At 71.8% G+C, this 24,290-nt stretch carries 26 protein-coding genes; 11 read left to right on the forward strand and 15 right to left on the reverse strand.

What is annotated here, in order from left to right; genetic code table 11:
• Positions 1-13: 13 nt before the first annotated feature.
• A complete protein-coding gene (locus QWU11_RS00910) occupies positions 14-373 on the reverse strand; it encodes a MerR family transcriptional regulator (protein WP_290103001.1) in 360 nt (119 codons plus the stop codon).
• 201 nt (positions 374-574) lie between these two features.
• Between QWU11_RS00910 and QWU11_RS00915 the strand changes: the two genes are divergently transcribed.
• The gene (locus tag QWU11_RS00915; protein WP_290103002.1) at positions 575-1,954 is read left to right on the forward strand and encodes an MFS transporter; all 1,380 of its coding nucleotides are present in this window, start codon (positions 575-577) and stop codon (positions 1,952-1,954) included.
• On the opposite strand, the gene QWU11_RS00920 is transcribed toward QWU11_RS00915, so the two are convergent.
• The 3 genes from QWU11_RS00920 to QWU11_RS00930 all read right to left on the reverse strand — a co-directional run bounded on the left by QWU11_RS00920 (position 1,951) and on the right by QWU11_RS00930 (position 3,167).
• The gene (locus QWU11_RS00920) at positions 1,951-2,118 is read right to left on the reverse strand and encodes a hypothetical protein (RefSeq protein ID WP_290103003.1); all 168 of its coding nucleotides are present in this window, start codon (positions 2,116-2,118) and stop codon (positions 1,951-1,953) included. The two genes, QWU11_RS00915 and QWU11_RS00920, sit on opposite strands and share 4 nt — an antisense overlap.
• A 68-nt stretch (positions 2,119-2,186) precedes the next feature.
• On the reverse strand, positions 2,187-2,759 hold the full coding sequence (locus QWU11_RS00925) for a hypothetical protein (protein WP_290103004.1): 573 nt from the start codon (positions 2,757-2,759) through the stop codon (positions 2,187-2,189).
• 96 nt (positions 2,760-2,855) lie between these two features.
• Positions 2,856-3,167, reverse strand: a complete 312-nt coding sequence (locus tag QWU11_RS00930) for a PadR family transcriptional regulator (RefSeq protein ID WP_290103005.1) — start codon at positions 3,165-3,167, stop codon at positions 2,856-2,858.
• Between QWU11_RS00930 and QWU11_RS00935 the strand changes: the two genes are divergently transcribed.
• From QWU11_RS00935 to QWU11_RS00950, 4 genes are all read left to right on the forward strand, one after another.
• Positions 3,166-3,795 (forward strand): alpha-ketoglutarate-dependent dioxygenase AlkB, encoded by a 630-nt coding sequence (locus tag QWU11_RS00935; RefSeq protein ID WP_290103006.1) that lies wholly within the window; start codon positions 3,166-3,168, stop codon positions 3,793-3,795. The two genes, QWU11_RS00930 and QWU11_RS00935, sit on opposite strands and share 2 nt — an antisense overlap.
• Positions 3,796-4,104: 309 nt before the next feature.
• Entirely contained in the window at positions 4,105-4,944 is an 840-nt protein-coding gene (locus QWU11_RS00940) for a lysozyme (protein WP_290103007.1), read from the forward strand.
• 129 nt (positions 4,945-5,073) lie between these two features.
• On the forward strand, positions 5,074-6,201 hold the full coding sequence (locus QWU11_RS00945) for a glycoside hydrolase family 3 N-terminal domain-containing protein (RefSeq protein ID WP_290103008.1): 1,128 nt from the start codon (positions 5,074-5,076) through the stop codon (positions 6,199-6,201).
• 108 nt (positions 6,202-6,309) lie between these two features.
• Entirely contained in the window at positions 6,310-6,960 is a 651-nt protein-coding gene (locus tag QWU11_RS00950) for a TetR/AcrR family transcriptional regulator (protein WP_290103009.1), read from the forward strand.
• A 278-nt stretch (positions 6,961-7,238) separates the two neighbouring features.
• On the opposite strand, the gene QWU11_RS00955 is transcribed toward QWU11_RS00950, so the two are convergent.
• The 6 genes from QWU11_RS00955 to larE form a co-directional block, all read right to left on the reverse strand.
• On the reverse strand, positions 7,239-7,706 hold the full coding sequence (locus tag QWU11_RS00955) for a hypothetical protein (protein ID WP_290103010.1): 468 nt from the start codon (positions 7,704-7,706) through the stop codon (positions 7,239-7,241).
• 91 nt (positions 7,707-7,797) lie between these two features.
• Positions 7,798-8,763, reverse strand: a complete 966-nt coding sequence (locus tag QWU11_RS00960) for a lysophospholipid acyltransferase family protein (protein ID WP_290103011.1) — start codon at positions 8,761-8,763, stop codon at positions 7,798-7,800.
• A gap of 87 nt (positions 8,764-8,850) precedes the next feature.
• Positions 8,851-10,428: a lactate racemase domain-containing protein gene (locus QWU11_RS00965; RefSeq protein ID WP_290103012.1), complete on the reverse strand. Its 1,578-nt coding sequence runs from the start codon at positions 10,426-10,428 to the stop codon at positions 8,851-8,853.
• Between the two features lie 39 nt (positions 10,429-10,467).
• A complete protein-coding gene (locus QWU11_RS00970) occupies positions 10,468-11,664 on the reverse strand; it encodes a zinc-binding dehydrogenase (RefSeq protein ID WP_290103013.1) in 1,197 nt (398 codons plus the stop codon).
• Positions 11,661-13,946 (reverse strand): HAD-IB family hydrolase, encoded by a 2,286-nt coding sequence (locus QWU11_RS00975; protein WP_290103014.1) that lies wholly within the window; start codon positions 13,944-13,946, stop codon positions 11,661-11,663. Before QWU11_RS00975 ends, QWU11_RS00970 begins: the two co-directional genes overlap by 4 nt.
• Positions 13,947-14,065: 119 nt before the next feature.
• Positions 14,066-14,899: an ATP-dependent sacrificial sulfur transferase LarE gene (gene larE, locus QWU11_RS00980; protein ID WP_290103015.1), complete on the reverse strand. Its 834-nt coding sequence runs from the start codon at positions 14,897-14,899 to the stop codon at positions 14,066-14,068.
• Between the two features lie 27 nt (positions 14,900-14,926).
• Between larE and larB the strand changes: the two genes are divergently transcribed.
• Both larB and larC read left to right on the forward strand, forming a co-directional pair.
• Positions 14,927-15,610 carry a nickel pincer cofactor biosynthesis protein LarB gene (larB, locus tag QWU11_RS00985; RefSeq protein ID WP_290103016.1) on the forward strand — a complete coding sequence of 228 codons (684 nt, stop codon included), beginning with the start codon at positions 14,927-14,929 and terminating at the stop codon, positions 15,608-15,610.
• On the forward strand, positions 15,607-16,800 hold the full coding sequence (gene larC / locus QWU11_RS00990) for a nickel pincer cofactor biosynthesis protein LarC (RefSeq protein WP_290103017.1): 1,194 nt from the start codon (positions 15,607-15,609) through the stop codon (positions 16,798-16,800). Before larB ends, larC begins: the two co-directional genes overlap by 4 nt.
• Here the strand turns inward: larC and QWU11_RS00995 are convergent.
• The 4 genes from QWU11_RS00995 to QWU11_RS01010 all read right to left on the reverse strand — a co-directional run bounded on the left by QWU11_RS00995 (position 16,784) and on the right by QWU11_RS01010 (position 19,779).
• Positions 16,784-17,458, reverse strand: coding sequence for a hypothetical protein (locus QWU11_RS00995; protein ID WP_290103018.1), 675 nt, complete (start codon positions 17,456-17,458; stop codon positions 16,784-16,786). The genes larC and QWU11_RS00995 overlap by 17 nt on opposite strands.
• Before the next feature lie 81 nt (positions 17,459-17,539).
• On the reverse strand, positions 17,540-18,337 hold the full coding sequence (locus tag QWU11_RS01000; protein ID WP_290103019.1) for a methyltransferase: 798 nt from the start codon (positions 18,335-18,337) through the stop codon (positions 17,540-17,542).
• Entirely contained in the window at positions 18,327-19,016 is a 690-nt protein-coding gene (locus QWU11_RS01005) for a Crp/Fnr family transcriptional regulator (RefSeq protein ID WP_290103020.1), read from the reverse strand. The genes QWU11_RS01000 and QWU11_RS01005 overlap by 11 nt, the downstream gene beginning before the upstream one ends.
• Before the next feature lie 319 nt (positions 19,017-19,335).
• Entirely contained in the window at positions 19,336-19,779 is a 444-nt protein-coding gene (locus QWU11_RS01010; protein WP_290103021.1) for a pyridoxamine 5'-phosphate oxidase family protein, read from the reverse strand.
• A gap of 137 nt (positions 19,780-19,916) precedes the next feature.
• On the opposite strand from QWU11_RS01010, the gene mscL reads away from it, so the two are divergent.
• From mscL to QWU11_RS01025, 3 genes are all read left to right on the forward strand, one after another.
• The gene (mscL, locus tag QWU11_RS01015; protein WP_290103022.1) at positions 19,917-20,354 is read left to right on the forward strand and encodes a large conductance mechanosensitive channel protein MscL; all 438 of its coding nucleotides are present in this window, start codon (positions 19,917-19,919) and stop codon (positions 20,352-20,354) included.
• Positions 20,355-20,484: 130 nt separating this feature from the next.
• Positions 20,485-20,697 (forward strand): hypothetical protein, encoded by a 213-nt coding sequence (locus QWU11_RS01020; RefSeq protein WP_290103023.1) that lies wholly within the window; start codon positions 20,485-20,487, stop codon positions 20,695-20,697.
• Between the two features lie 108 nt (positions 20,698-20,805).
• Complete coding sequence (locus QWU11_RS01025; RefSeq protein ID WP_290103024.1) at positions 20,806-21,498, forward strand: hypothetical protein; 693 nt, start codon at positions 20,806-20,808, stop codon at positions 21,496-21,498.
• 66 nt (positions 21,499-21,564) lie between these two features.
• On the opposite strand, the gene QWU11_RS01030 is transcribed toward QWU11_RS01025, so the two are convergent.
• Entirely contained in the window at positions 21,565-23,118 is a 1,554-nt protein-coding gene (locus QWU11_RS01030) for a cytochrome P450 (RefSeq protein WP_354670793.1), read from the reverse strand.
• A 49-nt stretch (positions 23,119-23,167) separates the two neighbouring features.
• Between QWU11_RS01030 and QWU11_RS01035 the strand changes: the two genes are divergently transcribed.
• Positions 23,168-24,289: a polyprenyl synthetase family protein gene (locus QWU11_RS01035; RefSeq protein ID WP_290103026.1), complete on the forward strand. Its 1,122-nt coding sequence runs from the start codon at positions 23,168-23,170 to the stop codon at positions 24,287-24,289.
• The last annotated feature ends 1 nt before the right edge of the window (position 24,290 follow it).

Below are 24,290 nucleotides of genomic sequence, written 5' to 3' on the forward strand. Positions count from 1 at the left end.
CGAGCCGTACGGCTCACCGACCGCGTACGGAGTCCAGGTAGGCGCTGATGGCGTTACGGTTCTTGGCGAGGCAGGCGATGCGGGCGTCCATCTGCTCGCGTTGGTGTTCGAGGGCGGCGATGAGTTCCGGCGTCGCGTCCGTGACGTGGATCGTGCACGGGTCGTCGAGGCAGGGGAGGATCTGCCGGATGATGGCGGTCGTCATCCCCGCGTCCAGCAGGCCGCGGATCTGGACCACGCGGTCGACCAGGCGTTCGGAGTAGTCGCGGTACCCGTTGGCGGCGCGGTCCGGTGTGAGCAGGTCCTGGTCCTCGTAGTAACGGAGCAGCCGCGTCGACACGTTCGTGCGCTCGGCCAGTTGCCCGATCCTCATCCGCCCTCCTCGGCTGGGCTTGCCTTCACACTAGTGTGAAGGTCCGAGCATGGTCCTTCACCCCCGCGGAGGAGCGAGATGAAGGACCTGACCGTCGGCCGGAACCGGTCCGGTGAGTGCCCTCGGACATCGGCGTTGCGCGATCCGGCGTCGTCGCCCGTACCCTCGGCGGCATCCACCTCCCCGACGACGGAGTCCTTCGTGACCGTTGTGACAGCGTCGGCCGCGCCGGCGACCGTACGCCGATCCTCCGCCACCCTGGCCGTGCTCTCGGTGGCCCAGTTCCTCATCGCCCTCGACTACTCGATCATCTACATCGCCCTGCCGAGCATCGCCGGCGACCTCCACCTCGGACCGGCGCTCGCGCAGTGGGTGGTCAGCGCGTACGCCGTCCTGTTCGCGGGGTTCCTCGTCGTCGGCGGCCGCCTCTCGGACCGGGTCGGCCCGGCGCGCCTGTTCGTCGGCGCCATCGTCACCTTCGGCATCGCCAGCGCGGTCGGCGGGGCCGCCGAGGACGGTACGGTCCTGCTGACGGCGCGCGGCGCCCAGGGGCTGTGCGCGGCCCTGCTGCAGCCCGCGATCCTCGGCCTGATCGGCACGACGTTCCCGGCCGGGCCCCGGCGCAGCAAGGCCCTGGCGGTCTGGGGCTCGGTCGGCGCCTCGGGGCTGGCGGCGGGCGCGGTGCTCGGCGGGCTGCTGACCACAGCCTCGTGGCGGCTCACGTTCGTCGTCAACGTCCCGCTCACGCTCCTGTGCGCGCTCGGCGCGGCCGTCTGGATCGGCACCGACCGCGAGGGCGTCGCGACCGGCGGCATCCCGATGCTCGCCTCGATGCTCGGCACCGGCACCGTCCTGACACTGGTCCTCGGCCTCACGCTGGGCTCCGACCGGGGCTGGCACTCCGCCCCGACGCTCGCCTTCCTCGGCGTCGCGCTGACGCTGTTCGTGCTGTTCGTCCGCAACGAGCGCGTCTCGCGCAACGTCCTGATCGACCCCGTCCTGCGGCGTACGCGGTCGCTCCGCGTCGGCGCGGCGGCCACGGCGCTCTACATGGCGAGCGTCGGGTCGGAGTTCTACCTGCTCACGCTGCTCCTGCAGGCCATGAAGCACTACACGCCGTTCGAGGCCGGTCTGGCGTTCCTCCCGCTCGCGGTCATGGTCACCGTGGGCAACACCGTCGCGGGCCGGACCGTCCGGCGGCTGGGGCCCTCGCGGCTGCTCGCCGGCGGTTTCGCCATCGCCACGGCCGGCCTGCTGTGGCTGGCGCTCACCCTGCACGGCGACTCGTACGCCGCGGACCTGCTCCCGGGCCTGCTCCTCAGCGGGTTCGGGCACGGAATGATCTACACCTCGATGTTCATCATCGGCACCCACGACGTGCCGGCCGAGCATCAGGGCACGGCCGGCGCGCTGCTGACCACCTCGCAGTACTTGTCCGGAGCGCTCACCATCGCCGTCCTGACGCTCGCGCTCGGCTCGGCGACCGGCCCCGCGCGCTTCAGCGTCGCCTTCGTGCTGACGGCGGCGGCGGGCGCGGCCGGGCTCGTCCTCGCCGCCGTACGACGCCGCCGGCTCACCTAGCCAGGGCCTGTCTCGAAGTCCGCTGCGCGGCTCGCTGTGGCGGAGGGCCGGACCGGTCCGCCTCTCAGCGGCGGATCAAGCCAGATGAGACCGGCCAGCACGGCCACACCGACGCCGAGCACGCCCACGAGAATGACCAGCTCCCAGAGTCCGAGGTCCATCATGGTCAGTTCCTTTCTCCGGTGGTGAATCGTCTGCGTATGGACCGTCCGCCGCGGCGGAAAGACGGGGGTCAGGTGGTCTGGAATGTTCCGCCGGGGTTGATGACCCAGCCGTACTCCTCCGAGCCGTCGAACGCAGGGGCGGTGGTCGCCCGCTCGGCGATGTCGGCGTCCACCAGGAGGACGTGCCCCTGCGCCCGGACCGTGCACACGTTGGTCCCGATCACACCGCGTCCGGGAAAGTGCTTGGCCGTGTAGAAGGCGCCGCAGGTCGTCTTGCCGGAAGTGACCGGCCGAGGTGCTGCGTGCCCGGCGGGGAACGCCGAGGTGTGGGAGGGAGTGAGGCTGACCGCCGTCGGCGCCGCGATGATGAGCAGGACCGCCGTCCCGCCGGCCCAGGCGAGCGGTCGTGGCCGGCGGCCCGGCCGTACGGCCAGGTGACCCGCGCCGGTGACCGGCGCGACCGGCCCGGCGACGATCAGGGCCGCCAGTGCGCTCAGGCCCATCCACGAGCCGAACCGGCGGCGCGCCTCATCGGCGATCTTCCGCGGGTCGCCCAACCGGTCCAGGATGGCGTGGGGGTCCGTCTCCGTCTCCCGCGGGTACATCGGCGCGGCGCTCGGCGAGGTGATCCCGGATCTCATCAATGATCTCCCGCCGCTGCCTCGCCGGCAGCACGCCGAGTTCGTCGTTCAGCCGCCGCAGGTAGTCCTCGACGATCCGGTCGATGTGGCGAGTGGTCATGGGGATTCTCCGGTCCACTGATCGACCGCGTTCTTGAAGCGGTCCCATTCCGCACGGAACGTTCGCAGCGATTGACGTCCTGGCTCGGTCAGCCGGTAATAACGTCGCGGCGGACCGCTGTCCGACTCTCGCCAGAAACTCTCGATCGCGCCGTCCCGTCGCAGGCGGCTCAGCAACGGGTAGATGGTGCCCTCGCTGACGCCGCAAGGTACGTCCACCGGAAATCCCGCCCGCGGGAGCGGGGACGTCCAAGACGGCGTTACGGCGATCGAACACCTGTTTGAGTCGTGGCGTACACTCGGCCTCATGACGCTTGCGCTCCAGGGATCGCTGCTGGACTGCGGCGACGAGGTCGAGCTGGGCGGGCTCGGCGCGTCGGTGCGGCGCACCGCGCTGAGCCGCGGCGCCTGGATCGACCTGCGGCCGGGCTGGGTCACCGGCGCCGACACGCTGTTCGACCGCCTCGCCGCCGCGGTGCCGTGGCACGCCGAACGACGCCAGATGTACGACCGCGTCGTGGCGATCCCGCGGCTGCTGAAGTTCTACGACGAGGACGAGACGCTGCCCGACCCCGTGCTCGCCGCGGCCAAAGGGGCGCTGAGCGACCACTACGCGGCCGAGCTCGGCGAGCCGTTCCGTACGGCCGGCCTGTGCCTCTATCGCGACGGCGCCGACAGCGTCGCCTGGCATGGCGACCGCATCGGCCGGGGCCGGGACGAGGACACCATGGTCGCGATCGTCTCGGTCGGCGCCCCGCGCGGTCTGTTGCTGCGCCCGCGCGGCGGAGGGCCCACGCTGCGCCATGACCTGGGCCACGGCGACCTCCTCGTCATGGGCGGCAGCTGCCAGCGCACCTGGGAGCACGCCGTGCCCAAGACCGCGCGCCCGGCCGGGCCGAGGATCAGTATCCAGTTCCGCCCGCGCGGAGTGCGCTGACCGTCGGATTTGCGCCGTTTTCCAGAAAGCTGCCGGATCCGGCCACCTCGGGCGTTGCCTTTGTCACGGTCCATAGGGAATGACCTGCGGAGAGAGTCTGATTCACGAACGCGGCAGCGTTTGTTGGGATATTTTCCCACCTTTTCTACGGGCCGTGCGGAAGATATCTACCTACTAGTGGGTATCTTATTCGCGAAAGGAGCCCCCGCCCATCCCCGCGGTTTCCCCGCCGCCGTGACCGAGACAGCGCGAGCGTGCCGCCGCGGAGCACACGACAGTCCCCAGGTCTCCCCCTCCTTGGAGGATCACGTGTCACTACTCAAGCGCGCGCCTCAGACGGTGCGCACCTCCCGTCTCGCCGGCATCTCCGTCGCGGCGGCCCTGTGCGGCGCGCTGTTCGCGGCCGCCCCGCCCGCCGGCGCCTCCGCCGACCCCATGACCCACCCGGAGCGCGACTGGCTCGGCTCACAGGTGGCCAGGCACGAGCCGGGATCGGGCAACCTGATCATCAGGCCGAACGTCACCCAGACCCCCGGCCTGGACGTCAGCAGCTGGCAGGGCAACGTCAACTGGTCGACGGTGGCCGCCAACGGCGCGCGGTTCGCCTATTCGAAGGCGACCGAGTCGACCAATTACACGAACCCGTATTTCAGCCAGCAGTACACCGGCGCGTACAACGCGGGTCTCGTGCACGGGGCGTACCACTTCGCCACGCCCAACACCTCTTCCGGCGCGGCGCAGGCCGACTATTTCGTCGCGCACGGCGGCGGCTGGTCGCGCGACGGCAAGACCTTCCCGGGCATGCTCGACATGGAGTGGAACCCCTACGGCGCGGCGTGCTACGGCCTGTCCGCCTCCGGAATGGTCAACTGGATCCTCTCCTTCAGCAACGAGTACCACGCCAAGACGACCCGCTGGCCGGTCATCTACACGGCGACGAGCTGGTGGAGCCAGTGCACCGGCAACACGGGTGACTTCTCCTCCACGAACCCGCTGATGCTCGCCAACTACAACGGCTCGCCCGGCGCCATGCCCTACAACTGGGGCTTCCAGACCATCTGGCAGTTCGCCGACTCGGGCACCTTCCCCGGTGACCAGGACTACTTCAACGGCGACTACTCACGCGTCCAGGCGCTCGCCAACGGCTGAGCACGGCGACCTCGTCCCGCCCCGGCGTGAGCCGGGTCCCCCGCACCGCCGCCCCGGCGGCGAAACCGAAGGAAGAGAGGCAGCGCGCCGCTTCGGCCGCCCCGCCGGAGAAGGTGCGCGGACACAGCGATGAACGACAACTCGATGACGAGGCGTAACGCACTGATAGCCGGAGCCGGCGCGGCCGTCGCCACGATGGGCCTGGCCGGGGCCGCGCGGGCGGCCGGCCGGAGCCCGCGTGCCGCCGCGGCCCTGACGCCGGAGCAGCAGGCAGGACAGCGGGTGATCTACTCCTACTCGGGCACGACGGTGCCGCAGTCACTGCTGAACGCCATCTCCTCCGGCCAGGCGGCGGGCGTCATCTTCTTCGGCGACAACATCTCCAGCCTCACCCAGATCAGCTCGGTCTGCCAGCAGCTGAACGAGGCCAACGCCTCCAGCCCGGTCACCGCGCCGCTGCTTCTGATGACCGACCAGGAGGGCGGCCAGGTACGGCGGCTGCCGGGCGGCCCGACGATGTCGGAGAAGCAGATCGGCCAGTCCTCCAACCCGGTCTCGGCGGCCACCAGCGCCGGCAACGAGGCCGGCGAGCTGCTCGCCAGCGTCGGCATGAACGTCAACCTCGCCCCCGTCCTCGACGTCTACCGCACCGCGGGCGACTTCGAGGACCAGTACGGCCGGTCCTACAGCAAGGACCCGGCGGTCTGCGGGCAGCTCGGCAGCGCGTTCATCCGGGCGCAGCAGCAGGTCGGCGTGGCGGCGACCGCCAAGCACTTCCCCGGGCTGGGGTCGGCGACCGCGAGCCAGAACACCGACTCCAAGCCGGTCACGCTCAACGTCTCCGCCGCGAACCTGCGCTCCATCGACGAGGCGCCGTACGGCCCGGCGATCAGCGCGGGAGTCAAGCTCGTCATGCTGTCGTGGGCCACCTATCCGGCCCTCGACCCGAACTACCCCGCGGGCCTGTCGTCGACCATCATCCAGAACGAACTGCGGGGCCGGCTCGGCTTCACCGGCGTGACGATCACCGACTCGCTCACCGCCAACGGCCTCACCAACTTCGGCACCACGGCGCAGCGGGCGGTCTCGGCCGCCAAGGCCGGCATGGACCTGCTCCTGGTGTGCGGAGAGAACCCGACCAACGGCAAGAACGCGGTCACGGGCCTGGCCAATGCCCTGCGGAGCGGGCAGCTCGGCCAGAGCGCCTTCGACGCCGCCCGCAGCCGCGTCACCAACCTGCGCAACAGCCTGGCCTGAGCGCGTGTACGCGCGGTGCCGGCGTACGCGTGGCGGCACCACGCGTACGCGGGCGACGGCCGGTCGACCAGACGTTCAGCTTCGGCTTTCGGGCGAGGGTGGTTGGAAATGGCAGTGAGCACGACCGTCAGGCGCAGGCGAGGCCCGGGGCGCCCGCCGAAGGCCGAGGCGGGTGACACCAAGGCGGCGCTGATCGGCGTCGCGCTGAAGCTGTTCGCGCTGCACGGGTACGCCGGCACGTCGATACGGGCGATCGCCCGCGAGGTCGGCCTGAGCGAGAGTGTGCTGTACGCCCACTTCGACAGCAAGCGGGCGATCTACGACGAGACGATGAAGCTGATCGGGCCGCAGGTGACGGTCACCGCGCTGGACGGGGCCGACTTCGCCGCCGACCCCGGCGAATTCGTCCGGATGTTCGCCGACCGCGTCATCGCCGCCTGGGACACGCCCCAGGCGCGCCAGGTCATCAGCCTGATCTCACGCGACGGCCTCGTGCACGAGACCATCCTCACCGAGGGCATGGAGCGGGCGATCGGCCGGCTGAGCGTGATCTTCGAACGGTGGATGGAGGAGCGGAAGATGCGCTGCGACCTCGGCTCGGCCGAGGACCTGGCGTACGCCCTGCTCTCGCCGATCGCGCACGCCCGGCTCCTGTGGCTGCACGGCGGCGCGACCGACGAACGCCGCAAGGCGGCACGCGAGCGGGTGGTCCGGCACGCCGACCTGTTCGCCAAGGCGGTCACCCTGGGCCTGCCCTGACCCGGCCCTCCAGGTGTCTCAGCGGAGGTCGGCGGCGTGGTCGCGGGCCCACCGTGCGTGGGTACGGCCGGAGCGGCCGGTGACGGGCTCGCAGGTCGGCAGGGCCCAGCGGTGCGCCTCCACCGGCCTCCGCCGTCGGCGCCCCGGAGTAGTCCTCCAAGCCGAGCAGGAGCGCCGCGTTGTCCGCGGCAGCGCGGCCTGCCCGACCGCCCGGAGCGAGTCGGTGACGACCGCGCCGGGCAGGGCCTCGCGGCCGGGGAGGTGGGGGCATCAGTGGTTCAGTTCGCGAGCCGTGCGTTGTCCAGCAGCTCCCGCTGGCGGCGCCAGTCGGCGGCGGCCTGTTCGGGGGCGTCCGTACGGAAGGTGATCCCGCTGGTCACCGGCATGCCGGCGTGGGCGTCGGCCCGTACCTCCGTCACCGTCAGCTCGAAGCACTCCAGCTCGGCCGGCTCCGGGACCGCCAGCCGGGCCGGTCGGAGGCGGACGTAGATCACCGATCCGGGGGAGACCGCCCCGAACAGCGCGGTACCGCCACGGGTCAGGTTGGCGGCGGACCGCGTCCCGCGCCACAGTCCCAGCCGGAGCGTTCGCTCGTCCCGTACGAGGAGCTCGCCGGCGCTCACCATCGAGATGCGAGGCGCGCCGTCCTCGTCGCCGGTGACCAGCAGGAACGCCGGTTGTTCGGCCTCGGCCAGGGTCGCGTCGCCGAGCGCGCGGATGAGTTCGTCCGGAAGCCGGTCGGCCATGCTGATCAGGCCTTTCTCGAAAAGGGCCACCGTACGCGAAACAGGAGCGCCCCCACGAAAGCGGGGACGCTCCTGTGACGGAACCGGGAGATCAGGCGCGCCAGACCCGGCGGCGCTTGTCGTCCAGCGGCTGGGTCGAGGCCCAGATGCGGCGCCAGTGCGACACCTGCTCGGCGGCGCCCTCCGGCTGGGGCTCCGTGGGCTTGAGCGCGCCCGGCCGGACCGGGCGGGCACCGCCCGGGAGCTCCAGGGAGTCGTCGGCCGCCGCGCGGAGCGCGCCGTACCAGCCGAGGTCCTCCTCGGCCGCGAGCTGGCTCACGGCCTTGGCCATCCGGACGCGGAAGGCGCGTACCTCCTCGCCCTCCTCCGGGAGGATCGGGCGGCCGTAGCGTACGGTGACGCGCGGCTTGCCCGGCTGGGGCCAGTTGCGTCCCCGGGGCATGGCGGCGTAGGAGCCCCGCAGCGCGATCGGCACGCACGGGATGCCCTTCGTGACGCACAGCATCGCGGCGCCGAGCTTGAAGGGGTTGATCCAGCCGTCCTCCGAGCGCGTGCCCTCGGGGTAGAGCAGGAGGCTCCAGCCGTCGTCCACCAGGTCCAGCGCCAGGCTACGCAGCCGCCGCGAGCCGTAGCGCTCGACCGGGAACGCGTTGAAGAAGATCGCGGTCAGCGTCGCGCGCCAGCGTACGTCGAAGAAGTAGTCCGACGCCGCGCCCACCGCGACCCGGTCGGCGAACCGCTCCGGCAGCGAGCCGAGGATCAGCGGCGTGTCCAGGTGGCTGGAGTGGTTCGCCACGAAGACCACGGGACCGCGCACCCCGTCGAGGTACTCGGTGCCCTCGATGACCGGCTTGATCTGGCTGAAGGCGACCGGCTTCAGCAGCGTGCGGCGCAGGCCCTTGCGTGCCGTCACCGCGACCCGCGTCCGCGCCCAGGCGGTCGGGAACTCCCGGCCCTCCTGCTCCACGACGTGCGGCTCGGCCGACTGCGGCACCGTCGACCGGCCCCGCCAGTCGCGGCCGTGCCGCAGCAGCTTGATCTCCCGTCTGATGCTCATCGGCCGCTCACCACTCCTCGCTCGCTTCGTGGGCGGCCTCGTACCTCGGCCGCTCACTCCGCTCGCCGCGTCGGATTCGCTCCCGGCTCATCGCACGTCCGCCAGCGCCAACGGCGGAGCGTGCTGGTAGGTGATCGACGGGCTGGAGCCGACCGTGTCCTTGGCCATCTCCAGGGCGTCCGCGAGCGTCGTCGCCGCGCGGAAGCCCATCCGCGAGGTCGTCTTGCGGTTGCCGCCGACGAAGATCACGTCACCCAGGTGCTCCAGGGCGTGCGCACCCCAGTACCACATGTAGAACGGGTGAACGCCGTGGTAGGCGTAACTGTTGCGGTAGAGCTGGATGTACCACGGGTCCGTCGCGAACTGCTCCTCGTACTTCGTCTCGAGCAGCACCGGGTCGGTGCTCTCGGTGAGGATCTCCTCGAAGAAGTCGATGTAGCTCGGGTGGTGCACCGGGTGGAACTCGTTCGGCACCGGGTGGTAGAAGATCGCCACCCCGCCCTGCCGGACGATCGGCTTGTTCTTGTACAGGTTGAAGAAGTAGCCGAGCCCGAGCGACATCACGAGGATCGGGTTCATCACGGAGTTGACGTTGTACGGGCAGATGTAGGGCAGCCCGTAGATCGCGACGTCGGACTGGCCGTTCACCTCGGTGAGCTGCTGACGGTGGACGTTGTTCAGCGTCAGCGGGTGCACCTCGGACTGCAGGCCCGCGTGCACGCCGGTGACGCCGTACGGCGCCGCCGTCGACTGCCAGATGCGCCGCCGGGTCTTGGCCGGCATCAGCTCGTTCGCCCGCTTGACCGCGACGTAGGACGCCTGGTCGCGAACGTTCCACTCCCACTCGCGCTTGTTCAAGAAGCCCATCGAGGACGGGAAGGTGTCGTTGTTGACCGTCGTCTCGACCGTGAAGACCTTGACGTGCTCGTCGATGACGTCCTTCATCCGGTCATACGAGTGGTGCATCGCGGAGTTCGGCGGGTCGTTGAACGAGTTGGAGTGCCGCAGCGTGTGCACGTTGTGGTGGTGCTTGAGGCTCTTGTAGCTCGCCAGGCCGACCGAGACCGACTTGGACCCGCCGCTCATCGCGGTGAGCGTGATGTTGACGTAGACGATCAGATCGCTCTCGGCGGCCCGCCGGTTGATCTCGACGTCCTCACCGTGCTTGGTCGTGCCCATGTGGAGGAGGTTGTCGTGGTCCTCCGCGTCATGGTTCTTCAGGTGCTCGGGGAAGAACGCCTGGTAGACCCGGTCGCCGACGGTGCGCCGCAGCTCGGCCGGGGTCATCCGGCGGTGGAGCGCGTTGCCCGCGATCAGCTCGACGTCGTCGACGCCCTTGGCGGCCGCCATCTCCAGCACCTGCTCGATGATGCGCTGGCGGACGTCCGGCGTCTGCATCGGAGGCAGCGGCAGCGAGATGTCATCGAAGACGATGGTCAGCCGCATCCCGGGCGTGAGGAGCTCGGGGAGCGGTTCGGTGCCGTGCGGGTTGAGCAGCGCGTGCCTGATCGCGGCATCGACGTTCCGGATCCCCGGAAGGGAGTCCGGCGGGTAGATGACCCTGGCACCGAGCGGCAGCCGCTCCAGCCGGAAGCCCTCACCCTGGTGCATGAGCAGCGGCGGTGTCCGCTCATCCACGTCGAGTACGAAGCCTGGTCTGCTCACTCGTAATCGTTTCCTTTCCCTACCAAACCGACACCCGGCCTAACGGGCAGGATCGAAGGCGACTTTGACGGTGCCGAGACGCCCCGCGTCCGCGGCGTGATTGAGAGCCTCACGCCAGCGGGCGAGGGGGTAGGTCGTGCCTACGTATCCGTCGAGGGGCGCGGTACCGGCGAGACGGATGGCGTCGTCGAAGTCGGCCCCGTCCGCGCCGGAGCAGTAGGCACCGACGAGCTGTAGCTCGCGGTACCACAGCGGGGTCAGGTCGACCCCGCCGGACGGCATCCCGGACACGACGACCGTACCCCCGGCGCGGACCAGCCGCAGCGCGGTGTCCAGCCCGCTGGAGCCGCCGGTGCACTCGAAGGCGGCGTCGACGCCGCCGAGCAGGAAGTCGCCGCCGATCTCCGGCGTGTGCATCCGCGCGGCGGTGACACGCCGCAGCGCGCGTACGGCCTTGCGCGGCTCGATGACGGCGGTCGCGCCCAGGGCCTTGGCCTTCTCCTGCTGGTGGCCGTGCTTGGCGACGACGTAGACCGCGCCGACGTTGGTGAGCTGGCGCAGGGCGAGCAGCGTGAGCAGCCCGACGGTGCCGGCCCCGATGATCACGGCGGTCGAGCCTGCGGCGATCTCCACCCGGCGTACGGAGTGGACCGCGCAGGCGAGCGGCTCGGTGAGGACCGCGCGCTCGTTGGGCAGGTCGTCCGGCACGGCGTGGAGCTGGCTGGCGTGCGCGACGAACTGCCGGCTCCAGCCGCCGCCGGTGTCGGCGCAGCTTCCGGTCTGCAGCCCCGAGGAGATGCGGCCGGTGGTGATGTGGTCGCAGCGGCTCTGGTGACCCGCCGCGCACCAGCGGCACTGCGCGGTGCCCCGGGCGGCGCAGGACAGGACCGGGTCCATCACCACACGCGTGCCCTTGGGCATGCCGGGCAGGTCGTCCTGGGTCTCGCCGACGACCTCGTGACCGGGGACGAACGGCATGGACGTCATCGGCGAGAGGTACGGCGAGGAACGCCCGGTCAGCAGCCCGAGGTCGGAGCCGCAGATGCCGGACAGCCGGGGCGTCACCCGGGTCCAGCCCTCTCCGGGCAGCTCGGGCGCCTGGCGGTTGACCAGGCGGAGCGGCGAGAGGTTACCGGCGATCATGCCGCTCATGCGGCCGCCGACCTTGGTGGAGGTCAGCCCGCGCGCGGCGATGAACCGGCCCGGTGACCGGTGGTACTCGAGCGCGAGGATCATCGGGCGCTCACCGTACCGGTGATGGTGTCCATCAGAACGTCTCCGCGTCCACGGGTATGGGCGCCCCACTCGTGGATGCGCCAGTGCTTGCGTTTTGCGTGGCGGTACAGCGACGGGTCCGGGTTGACGGCGGCGGGGTTGCCCACCGCCTCCAGAAGCGGCCGGTCGGAGTAACTGTCCGCGTAGGCGTAGGACCCGGCGAGGTCGATGCCCTCGTCGGTCGCGTGGCGGCGCAGCCAGGCGGCGCGGGCCTCGTCGACCAGGGGAGGGGAGTCGAGGTAGCCGGTGAGCACGCCGTCGCGGGCGTGCATGCGGCTCGCGACGACCTCGTCGAACAGCGTCGCGAGCGGCCGTACGAACACGTCGACCGTGCCGGTGATCAGGATGGTCTTGTGCCCGGCGGCGCGGTGCGCGCGGATCTTGCGGACGGCCTCGGGCATGACCCGCTGCAGGAGCGCGTCGCCGAGGACGTCGTCCACGAGGTCGCGCAGCTCGGCCATGTCGGCGCCCTCGTAGCGGCGCAGGAACGCGCGGACGAAGTCGCCGCGGTCGCGCCGCTCGGCCCGGAGGTAGCGGGGGAGCGAGCGGGCCAGGTCGGCCAGCTCGCCGCTCCACTGTGAGCGCGGCATCGAGGACAGCCGGGCCCAGAGGTAGGACTCGATGAGGTTGGAGGCCACGATCGTGCCCTCCAGGTCGAACACGGCCGCGATGTCGGTGCGCTCGGGCAGCGCGGGGGCCGCCGTACGCCGGCTGCCGCCGCGTCCGCGCGAGAAGCCGCGCATCAGCTCGGTCACGCTCGGCGAGTGCACCTCCTGGAGATAGTGCTTCCAGTCGATGACCGAGGGGTCGAAACCGTCGAGGTCGACCTGGCCGGGCGGGAGCCGCCGGTGCAGGGCGTTGGTGCGGCTGTCGTCGTAGATGACCTCGGCCTGGGTGTAGGCCTGGTAGAGGTCGGCGTAGCGGCGCAGGAAGTCGAGGTTGGTCTGCTGGCGGTGCACCGCGGTCATCCAGTCGCGGGTCTTGCCCGAGGCGGGCAGCCGCAGCAGCGCGCGCTCGGCCACCGAGGCCGCCCGCTCGCCGCCGCTCAGCATCATCTCGACCTGCCGGCTGCCGGGGAACCGCCAGGTCGGCACACGGATGTGGCCGCGCTCGCCGGCCGGCATCGGGTGCCGCTGGAAGTAGTCGCGGACGTTCTCGTACAGGCCGCGGAAGGACAGCGGGTTGCGCGAGCCGGAGCCGACGTGGAAGTAACCGGTCGTGCCGGTCTCGGGCGGGACGGCGGCGACCGCGAGGGTCGCGTTGACGACGAGGTCGACCGGGATGATGTCGACCACGCTGTCGGGCAGGCCGGGGAACTCCGGCAGCACGCCGCGGCCGTACGCGATGATCAGCGGGTCGGCCATCTTGTAGCCGTCGATCCAGCCCGGGTACGGGTGGCGCAGCGAGCTCTCCACGATCGCGGGGCGCACGATCGACAGGCGGCGCCCGCCCCACATCTCCTCGGCCGCCCGCTCGCCGAGGGCCTTGGTGAAGGTGTAGACGTCCGGCCAGCCGAGGCTCTGCGCGCGGGCGCGGCCGTAGTCGACCAGGCGGTCGGTCACCCATTCCTGCCGGGCCTCCTCGGCGGCCGAGACGACCGACTGGGGGCCCGCCTTGCGGTGCTCGCCCTGGGCGCGCGACATCGACTTGCGCAGCACCTCGGGCCGGCGCGAGTCGCGCTCGACGTCGGCGCGGGCGGCCAGCGCGCCGGCCAGCTCGGTGCGCCAGTCGACGGTGTGGTCGAGCCGGTCCTCGGGCACGACGCCCTTGCGGACGCCGGCCACGTAGGCCGTGGACACGTGCACGACGTGCGGGTCGGCGCCGGCCTTCTGCAGGGCCTCGTACAGCGTCACGACGCCGGAGACGTTGGTGCGGAAGGCCTCGTCGATCGGGGGGTCGAAGGACACCGTGGAGGCGCCGTGGACCACGACGTCGAGGTCGCCCGGCAGCGTCACCTCGCCGAGGTCGCCCTCGATCACGTTGACGCGCTCGGCGGCGATGCGGCGCAGCTCCTCCTCGCCGATGCGCTCGCGCAGCTCGCGGAAGACCGGCTTGCGCAGGAGCGCGTCGAAGCGGCGCTGCGCCGGCTGGCCGGGCCGGGGGCGGATCAGCACCGAGACCCGTACGTCCGGGTAGGAGGACAGGAGCTTCTCCAGCGTCGCCTGCCCGAGGAACCCGGTGGCGCCGGTCAGGAGGAGGTGTGAGCTGCCGAGACGGTGGAACTCATGTCGGTCTGGCGTCATCCGCTGGCTTTCTCCGTTCGTGGGCATGAGCCGTCCCGTCGCGAGCTGTCCGGGCAAGACTAACGGCTGGGCGTCCGGTGACCAACGGCCGGGAGTGCCCGACCGAATTCAGGACCCGTTCATTCTCGCGTATCCGAATCGGCCAGAAGGTCGTTCATCGAGCCCGACCGGAATGTCTCCACTCGGATGGGGGCGGAGGCGAACCCGGCGTCCCGGATCGCGAGCCCGACCGCACGGTCGTCGCGAGCGCGTTCGACCAGGTCAGAGTCTACTTCGAGGCGTACGGTATCACCGAGGTCACGGACCCGGAGATCGCGCGCCGTACCGCCGAGAACGGCCCGGACCGCTGTTTCGGCCCGTTCAATACGGGCCAGGCGGGCCGGCGTGACCGAAATCCCGTACGCAACCCGGCTCGCCATGCAGGCGGCGGCCGGTTTGTCCCAGACGAGGAGGCCCCAGTGACGGGCGATGGCACGCACCGCGGCCTTGTCGAGGCCGGCGTCGGCGAGCGGCGTGCGGGCGCCGCGCTCGGCCGCCGCGCGGATGCCGGGCCGGAAGCCGGCGACGACGTCGGAGGCGTTCGTCCCGGTCGTGATCGTCGCGAAACCGAGCTCGCCGGCGAGGGAGCCCGCGGTGTCGAGCAGGACGCTCTTGCAGAAGTAGCAGCGCTGGGAGGTGTTCTCGCGGTAGCCCGGCACGTCCATCTCGTCCGTGGCCGGCGTGTGGTGCGCGACGCCGAGGTCGGCGCAGAAACGCCGCGCCGCGGCGAGCTCGGCGGCCGGCAGCGACGGCGAGACCGCGGTGACGGCCGCGACCTGCCCGGTGCCGAGTGCGCGTACGGCCGCGGCGAGGACCACACTGGAGTCCACACCACCGGAGAACGCCACCAGCGTTCTGCCGTAGCCTGCCATCTGCGCCAGTAGATCCTCGGAGAGGACCACAACGTCCACCATGCAACACCTATCAGTCGAGGGACTCCGATGACGGTATCTCAGCCTGACGGAGTCACCGATCTCGGCTTCGCCCGCCTGGACACCGGACGCGCCGCCCGCACCGGCGACCCGGAGGTGGTGTACGGGCAGGGCAAGACCCCCGCGCAGATCGTCGCGGCGCTGCGGGCGCTGCACGAGGCCCACCCCGGGCGCGCGATCCTCGCGACGCGGCTGTCGGAGGCCGCGATCGAGGCGTGCGCCGAGCACCTTCCCGGCGCCGTCCTGGACCCGGTGGGCCGTACGGCGGTGCTGGGTGAGACCGAGACGCGAGGCCGGGTCGCGGTGGTCGCCGCCGGCACCTCTGACCTGCCGGTCGTCCGCGAGTGCGCCGCGACCATCGGCGTCTTCGGCTCCGAGGCCGACGAGATCGTCGACGTCGGCGTCGCCGGCTTGCACCGCCTCCTGGCCCAGGTCGACCGGATCAACGAGGCCGACGTGGTCGTCGCGGTCGCCGGCATGGAGGCCGCCCTCCCGTCGGTGCTCGGCGGCCTGGTCGGCGCCCCGCTGATCGCCGTGCCGACCAGCGTCGGCTACGGCTGGAACCTCGACGGGGTCACCGCCTGGCTGGCCACCGTTAACAGCTGCGCCCCGGGCGTGGTCTCGGTCAACGTGGACAACGGCTTCGGCGCCGGGGTCGCCGCCGCCCGCATCGCCCGGAGGACCGCACGGTGAAGACGCTCTGGATCGACGCGGGCAACGGCGCGGCCGGCGACATGCTGCTCGCGGCGCTGCTGGACGCCGGCGCCGACCTGTCCGCCGTACGCTCCGGGCTGGACGGGCTGGGCGTCGGGCCGCTGGAGGTCGAGCCCGCCCAGGTGCGCCGGCACGGGCTGCGCGCCGTGCACGCCGACGTGCGCGTGCCGCCCGACGACGTCACGCGCGACCTCGCCGACGTGACCGCGATCCTGACCTCCGCGACGCTGCCCGAGGCGGCGCGCTCCTTCGCCCTGGCGGTCTTCGAGCGGCTGGCCCGCGCGGAGGCGCGCGTGCACGGCGTCGACGTCGCGCAGATCCACTTCCACGAGGTGGGCGCGCTCGACGCGATCGCCGACGTCACGGGCTGCGCGCTCGCCCTGCACGACCTCGGCCTGCTGGAGGCGGCCACGCGCGTCGTGTCGCCGGTGGCCGCGGGCTCGGGCGTCGTACGCGCCGCGCACGGCCCGCTGCCCGTGCCCGTGCCCGCCGTCCTGGAGCTGCTGACCGAGGCCGGCGCGCCGATGCGCTCCCACACCGCCGCCATGGAGCTCTGCACGCCGACCGGCGCCGCGCTGCTCGCCACGCTCGCCACCGCCTGGGGCCCGATGCCCGACTGCGTGCCCGCCTCGGTCGGCACGGGCGCCGGCACGGCCGACCCGCCGGGCCACCCGAACGTCCTGCGCGTCGTCATCGGGACGGCCGCGGAGGCCGCGGACTGGATGTCGGCCGAGCTGCACCGGGTGGACAGCACGATCGACGACCTGGACCCCCGGGTCTGGCCGGAGGTGCTGGAGGAGCTCCGCTCGGCCGGCGCCGCGGACGCCTGGTGCTCGCCGGCGCTGATGCGCAAGGGCCGCCCCGGCCAGGTCCTGAGCGTGCTCGTCGAGCCCGCCCGCCTCGACGCGGTGTGCCGGGTGGTCTTCGAGCAGACCACGACGCTCGGCGTGCGGGTCTCCTCGGTCGAGCGGCGTTCGCTGCGCCGCGACCGGATCGAGGTGACGTCCGGCGGCGTGACCGTCGGCGTCAAGCGCGGCCTGCTGGGCGACCGCGTGGTGACCGTTCAGCCGGAGTACGACGAGGTGCGCGCCGCGGCGCTGGCGGCCGGCCGCCCGGTGCACGAGACGCTCGCCGAGGTGCGCGCGCTGGCCGTCAGCCCGGGGCGTTGACGACGACGAGCCACTCGGCGTTCTTGACGTAGTAGCGGAACTCTCCGCGCAGGTGCTCCACGACCGCGGGCATGTGACCGGCGCCGTACACGACCGCCACGGTGATCGGCCGCTCCCGGTGCTCGTCGTGGAGCGCGGTGAGCCGGCGGTTCAGCGTGTCGTCGCGGCGGTCGACGACACGGTCGCGCAGCCACCGCCCGTACCGTCCGGTCGCCCAGCGGTCGTCGTGGTCGTCGGCCTCGTCGAGGCCGGCCAGGTCGAGCGGGTCGCCGTACCGGCCGAGCAGGCGCAGCGCGACCGCGCCGACCGAGTCCTCGGCCGTGTGGGCGATGCGCTCGGCCCGCGACCTCGGCGGCGGCGCGGTGTACTCCCAGAAGACCGGGATCCCGAGCGAGCCCAGGTCCAGTGCGCCGATCTGGTCGACGAGGCGGTCGGTGCGGATCCGCGACATCCGTTCCCGCACCGGGTGGGAGCCGTTCGGCGAGCCCTCGGCGACGATGACCGCGCAGTCGCGGAGCCGGACGGTGACGTCGCGGAAGAACGCCGGCTCCCCGACGTGGACCATCGGGAAGAGCATGAACCTCATCGGGCTCGCCCGGCACGCCAGTGTCAGGACGGCGGACCGCACTCCCACGATGCTCGACTCGATGAACTGCATCGCCCACCCCCGGTACGAGAGCCGCCCCACTGTTTGGACGCCGGCGGCGGTCGTACGGTTTCGCGGTTCACCACGGGCGGTTCACCACGGGCGGCGGCCCCAGGCCGAGACCATCGGCGAGGTGGCGAGGTCCATGCCGCCCGCGGCGATGTTCGCCAGGTGCCGCGCGACCTCCTCCTCGGTGGCGTGCCCGGCGGCGACGAGCCCGTCGCGGATGTGCGCGATCGTCGCCGCCTCCAGCAGGTCGCAGTGGCGTGAGGCGATCGGGAAGTACGCCTCGGCGGCAACCTCGGCCAGGCCCGCCTCGCGGAGCAGCCGGGGGATCCGCCGCCCGTACGCGAGGTCGGCGCCGCGCTCGGCCAGCATCGCGCGAAAACCGGTCCGGATCCGGTTGGCCAGCCGCTCCTTCGGCCCATGCTCGTCGGGCGAGCTCAGCGGCTGGAGCGCGGGGTCGGCGTCCTCGACGAACAGCCACCCGCCGGGGCGCAGGGCGGCCACCATCGACCGCAGCGCCCGGTCGCGGTCCGCGACGTGCAGGAGCACGAGCCGCGCGTGGACCAGGTCGAACTCCTCGCCGGGCGGCTCGTCGCGGGCGATGTCGTGGCGCCGCACCTCGACGACGCCGCCCGCGGCCTCGCGGGCCCAGGAGACGTCGATGTCGGTGGCGAGGACCCGGCCGCCCGGCCCGACGCGCTCGCCGAGCCGGCGCGGCACCGACGCCCCGCCCGCGCCGACCTCCCAGCACCGCCACCCGGCCGTGACGCCCAGCGCGTCGATCCTCCGGAACGTCGGCGGATCGAAGATCGCCGCCAGGGCCGCGAACCGGTCTCCGGCCGCGGCCCGCGCGTTGTCGAGGAGGTACTGGTGCTCATCCGTCATGAGGAGAGGATGCACCGCCGGGAGGGCCGCCGTTCCGCGCGATCGCGGAGAGCCGCGCGAGGTCGTGGATGACGTGCCGGCGCGGCATCGTCGAGACGATCCCGCGCTCGCGCCAGTTGTGGAGCGTTCTTTCCACGATGCCGGTACGGGCACAGATGAGCTGGCCGAACTCCGCCTGCGTCAGCGGGATGTCCAGGACGATCCCATCGGCGGTCTCGACGGCCCCTTCGGCGAGTTCGAGGAACAGGCGCGCGAGGCGCTTGTCGCTGTTGCTGTTGCGCACGTCCATGCGCTTGCGGTCCGACTCGGCCTGGCGGTCCCAGTGCGTCCGCGCCAGCGCCGTGGCGGCGGCGGGGCGGTCGCGCAGGAGCCCGGCGAACCGGTGCGCGCTGATGGTGAGTGCGTGCACCTCGCCGAGGGCGACGACCGTGGCACGGCGCGGGCGGTCGGCCGAGGCGCTCTCCCCGACGAGGTCGCCGGACCTGCGCAGGGCCAGCACGGTCTCCCCGTCCTCGGCCAGACCGGCCACCTTCACCCAGCCGGACCGCAGGACGAGCGCGAACTCGGACGGCTCTCCCTCGCGGAAGATCCGCCGGTCCGACTTGTACGTGATCGGCTGGGCGACCTCCGCGAGTGCGTCCCTCTCCGCGGGGTCGAGCATGTCCCAGAATTTGTCCATGGCCCGCTCTTCCGGTGAACACGAGATCTTCCGCGCGGTCGTGGAAATCGTTCCCCCGCGGATGTCTTCATTCTCAGGGGGAGGCGGGCGGTGAGGCCAGTGACGGGCCGGGGGCCGGATCCGGGAGGAAACGGGAGACGGGCCGTGTCGTGTGCCCGTGCCACCTGCGGCGACGCGAGACGGGCGAGCGCTGTCAACCGGACGGCCGGGGTCTCGCGTCCGTAATATTCGGGCAGGGGAGCCGACGCGGCAGGCGGCCGTCAGGGACGAGCCTAGGTCGCGCCCGCGCGCGCGTGTGTTGCGGACGACGCAGAGCAGCCTACGGGTTGGAGTAGACGCGGTCCGGGGTCAGGAGGACGGCGGTGCGGCGTTCCTCGGCCATGACGCGGTCGTAGGTGGCCCAGTCGTCGTGCTCGCCGCCCGCCGCCTGGAAGATCGCGCGTAGGAGCCCCGGCAGGGCGTCCGGGGCGAAGCCGGTCAGCTCGTCGCGGGGGCCCGCCAGCTCGGCCGGGCCCTCGGCCGAGGCCCACTGCCAGTCGGCGCGGATCACGATCGTGGCCCTCGGGCGCTCGCGGAGGTTGTCCAGCTTGCGGGCGCCGTCGCGTACGACGAAGCCGATGGCCGGGCGGCCGGTCACCGGGTGGTCGAGCACACCCGCGTTGACGACCGAGGACTGCACGCTGCCGTCGGCCCGTGTCGTGGAGACCACGCAGAGTCCATGGTCCCCGGGGACCAGCGCGGCGAAGTCGGTGAGAGCGGTCACGGTCGGAGCCTAACCGACGAGAGCGGCCTTTCCGGAGCCGCGACGCCGCTACGGTGGTGCGCCGAACGGTCAATTCGGGCGAACCGCATCTGGCCGGAAAATCATGAATAACTCTGATTTGAAGGGCATTACAGCTCATGAGTGGCTTCAGGAAGTTCATCCTGCGGGGGAACCTGGTCGATCTGGCCGTCGCGGTCGTGGTCGGGACGCAGTTCAGCAGTCTGGTCAAGACGTTCGTCACCGCCTTCGTCAACCCGCTGCTCGCACTCGTCGGCGGCAAGCCGGACTTCTCGAGCCTCGTGCTCACGATCAACGACGCGAAGTTCAGGTACGGCTTGTTCCTCACCGAGGTGATCTCGTTCCTGATCTCGGCCGCGGTCGTCTACTTCGTGATCGTGCTGCCGGCCGCGCGGCTGCTGGCGCTGTTCGAGCGCGACGTCGAGGCCACCGAGCGCGACTGCCCCGAGTGCACGATGAGCATCCCGATCAGGGCACGGCGCTGCCCGGAGTGCACCACCCAGCTCGCCGCACCCTCGGGCCCGCCCCCCACGGGCACCTCGCCTCACCGAGTGTGATCCACCGAGTGGTTCTGATCACGATTCGGCATTGAAACCGCTGAGACGCCGTTGACGTCTGAGGTGGGCTTGCCATGCTCGGATTCCCGGTACGGGACACCGGGCCACGGGGGAAGAGGTGTTCGTGGAGATGAACCATGACGTTAGACCGCTATGGAGATCGAGCGGCAAGCCGCTGTCTCAGCTGACCAGCGAAGAGCTCACCGAGGCCATCCAGTACGTCGACGGGCAGGCGGAGAGCGACGCGCCACTGCTGAAGGCCCTGCGCGAGCTGCACGCCCGGCGTGCGACCGGCGAGGAGGAACGGGACGAGTCGGGCCCTCCGCTCCTGGCCTGCGGCTGACCGCACGCACGTGCCCGTCCCCGCCCCCGTCACGGCGGGAGGGCGCCGCGTGTCGCGCGCCGCGCAGGGGCGTGTCCGGCCGCGCCGGCGGTTAGGGTCGCCGATGACATGCTGCGAACACGACGTACGGCGGTCGCCGCGCTGGCCGGCGGTCTGCTGACGGCGGGCGCGTGCGCGCCGGCCAGGACGACACCGCCGATCAGGGTGGCGGCGCCCCGGATCGGCACGCCCACCGTGTCGCCGCCCCCGGCCGAGGCCGACGGGCTGAGCCGGTTCGACAGCTGGCCCAAGGCCTGCGACCTGCTCACCGCGGCGGACGTCAGGGCGGTGCTGCCGCAGATCACGAAGATCACGCAGACGCCGCGCGAGCAGCAGATCAAGGTGACGAACCTCGGCGACGGCGAAGGCGACGACCGCGACGCCCCGGACACCTCCTGCGAGACGCGCTTCTGGGTCGCCGGAACCGAGAAGAAGCGCCATGCGGAGCCCGACCTCATCCGCGTCGAGGACGTCGCGGTCGGCGACACCGACACGGTCAAGGACAACTACGAGACGCTCGCCGGGTCCCGGCCGCGGATCCCCGGCGGCCTCGGCGCCCTGGAGTGCGTACGAGACGTCACCGACTACTACTGCCGCACCTCGCGCGTCGCGTTCTCCGTCGGCACGGGCCCGTCGCTCTACATCGACCGCTTCGTGGGCCAGCCGAAGAAGGTCGAGGCGCGGACGTACTGGGTCGGCACCGTGCTCCCGGAGTTCGTCCGCTCGATCGCGGCCAAGTTGCCGCGCGGCCGACCGGGGTGAGGACGGGACCGCCCGGAGCGTGATCCCGGCCCCACCCGGGTCCTTCTCGCCGCAGGGGCGACGGCGTCACAGGGCGGCCGCGGCGGTCTCCGGCATCCTGTGCGTCTCGCTCACACGGACCCGTACGCCGCCGCGCGGGGACATCGCGGTGAAGCCGCCCGGCTCCACGTCGTGGGACAGCAGGTCCAGCTCGGTGCGCTGGAGCAGGCGGGCGAGCGTGAGGGTGATCTCGGCGCGGGCCAGGTTGGAGCCGAGGCAGCGGCGCGCGCCCACGCCGAACGGCAGGTACTCATAGCTCGACGGCCGCCGGTAGCCCGGCCGGTCCCGGTCCCAGCGCTCGGGCCAGAAGCGGTCCGGGTCGACCCACAGCCGCGGAAGGCGGTGGGTGACGTACTGGCTGAAGACCACCATCTCGCCCTTGCGCACACGGTGCCCGCCGAAGGTGAACGGCTCCGCGGCCTGGCGCGCGCCCGCCATCGCCGGCGGGTACATCCGCAGGATCTCCGAGGTCACCCAGTCCAGGTACGTCAGGTCGCGCAGGTCGGCCAGTGCCGGCGTCCGGTCGCCCAGCTCCGCCCGTACCTCCGCGCGCGCCTTCCGCAGCGAGTCGCGCGAGGACCACAGGGCGTACACCGCCCACGCGAGCGCCGAGCTCGTGGTGTCATAGCTCGCGACGATCAGGCTCACCACCATGTCGCGCAGCTCGGGGTCGGACATCTCCCCGCTGTCCAGCAGCAGCCCGAGGATGTCCTCGCCCGGCTCGCCGGACCGCCGCCGGGCGATCTCTGCGAGGACGCGCCGGTCGATCCGGGCGATCGCGGCCTGCGCGCGGCGCCAGATCGGGTTCGGCACGCGCTGCAGGATCTGCTGCTTGGGCAGCGAGTAGTTCATCGTGTCCAGGACGAGCTCCATGTCGGCGCCCAGGCCGGCGCGCTCGGCCTCCGCGAGGTCCGGGCCGAAGAACCCGCGTACGGTCGACCGGCGTACGAGCGGGCGGAACAGGTCATAGACGTTCACCTCCTGCCCGGGCCGCCAGTCGTCGACGAGGGCGTCGACGTTCTCCCGCAGCACGGTGAGGTAGGTGTCCAGACGGGTCCGGTGGAAGGCGGGCAGCACGAGCTCGCGCCGCCGGTCGTGGCCGGGGCCGTCGCTCACCAGCAGAGCCGTCTCTCCGGCGAGAGGGATGAGCGTCTCGAAACCGCCCCGCCAGCGGAACAGCCGCGCGTTGCGGAAAATGAACTCATTCGCCTCCGGGCCGAACATGAAAGTGATCCGGACCGGGCCGGATCCATAAGTGCAGACAGGGCCTGACTCGGCATTGAGTTCGGTCATCGCTATGGCCATTCTGCGGTCAAAGTCGATTGCCCGCTTAATGGCCCGGAACGGCGACAGCGCCATGTCCTCCCCATCCTGTGCCCGACGGCAGTGCTGTACAAGTACGGCCACGTCAAGGTCATGATAGGGCAGCAGGATCGATTTTCGATAAAGCGAGGATAAAGCGTTTCCGCGCGTGACTGTAACACAGAGTCGATCTTTCTGGTGCGTAATGTCCGCAGGTGGCCCGGAGGGTTGAGATTGTGGTCGATACCAAATGACACTCCGCTCATCGGCGGCATTCATGAAATGCTAATCGGCGAGCGCTGCCGCCCTCCAATCGCAGGAGGTCCTCTTGGGAACGTCACTGAACGAGCTGCGGCCCTCGTCGGCGGTGAACACCGTCCCGGCCCCGGCCACCGTGTCGCCCGACCGCCATGCCATCCGCCGCCGCACCGTCGAGCTGCTGGCCTCGGCGCCCCACCGGTCCGTCGCGGGCTTCGTCGGCGAAGGGCGGCTCGCCGCCGACCTGGACGACTGTGCCGACGGAGTCGTGAGCGCCGTCGCCGGGGACGTGCCGATCATCGGCGAGGCGGTGACGGACATCCTCGCTGGCGGCAAGCGCCTGCGCCCGCTGCTCGTGCTCGCCGCCGCGTACGCCGGCTCGCCCCAGCGTGACCGCGCGATCCGCTCGGGCGTCGTCGTCGAACTGCTGCACCTGGCGAGCCTCGTGCACGACGACGTGATGGACGAGGCCGCCCAGCGGCACGGCGTCACCAGCGCGAACGCGCGGATGGGCAACGTACGCGCGGTGCTGGCCGGCGACTACCTTCTGGCCCGCGCGCTCGCCACCGCCTGTGAGCTGGGGCGAAGCGAGGGGGCGCTGGCGGCGAGGGCGTTCACCCGGCTGTGCGACGGCCAGGCGCGTGAGTCCGCGACGCTGTTCGACGCCGACCGCGGCGAGAGGGCCTACTACGCGGCGATCGAGGGCAAGACCGCCGCGCTGTTCGCCACCGCGTGCCGGCTGGGCGCGATGGCCGGCGGGCTGGGGGAGGGCGCCACCGAGGCCCTGGCGGAGTACGGGCTGCAGCTCGGCATGGCGTTCCAGCTGGTCGACGACCTGCTCGACTTCACCTCCTCCTCCGACGCGATGGGCAAGCCGGCCGGCCACGACATCGTCGAGGGCGTCTACACGCTGCCCGTGCTGTACGCCCTGCGCGAGCGCCCGCGGCTCGCCACCGTCCTCGACCGGGCACGCCCGAACCCGGTCTCCGGCGCCCCCGCCGACCTCGCCGCCGTACGGGAGGCGGCCGACATCGTCCGCGACAGCGGCGGGCTGACCGCGACGCGGCGGGCCGCCGAACAGCGGACGGGCCGGGCGGTCGGCGCGCTGTCCGGGGCGGCCGGCGAGATCGACGCCACCGGGATCGCGATGCTGTCCGAACTCGTGGCCGCCCTGGTCGGCCGGCTGAGCTGAG

Source organism: Actinomadura sp. DC4, from assembly GCF_030406325.1.
Classification (GTDB): domain Bacteria; phylum Actinomycetota; class Actinomycetes; order Streptosporangiales; family Streptosporangiaceae; genus Actinoallomurus.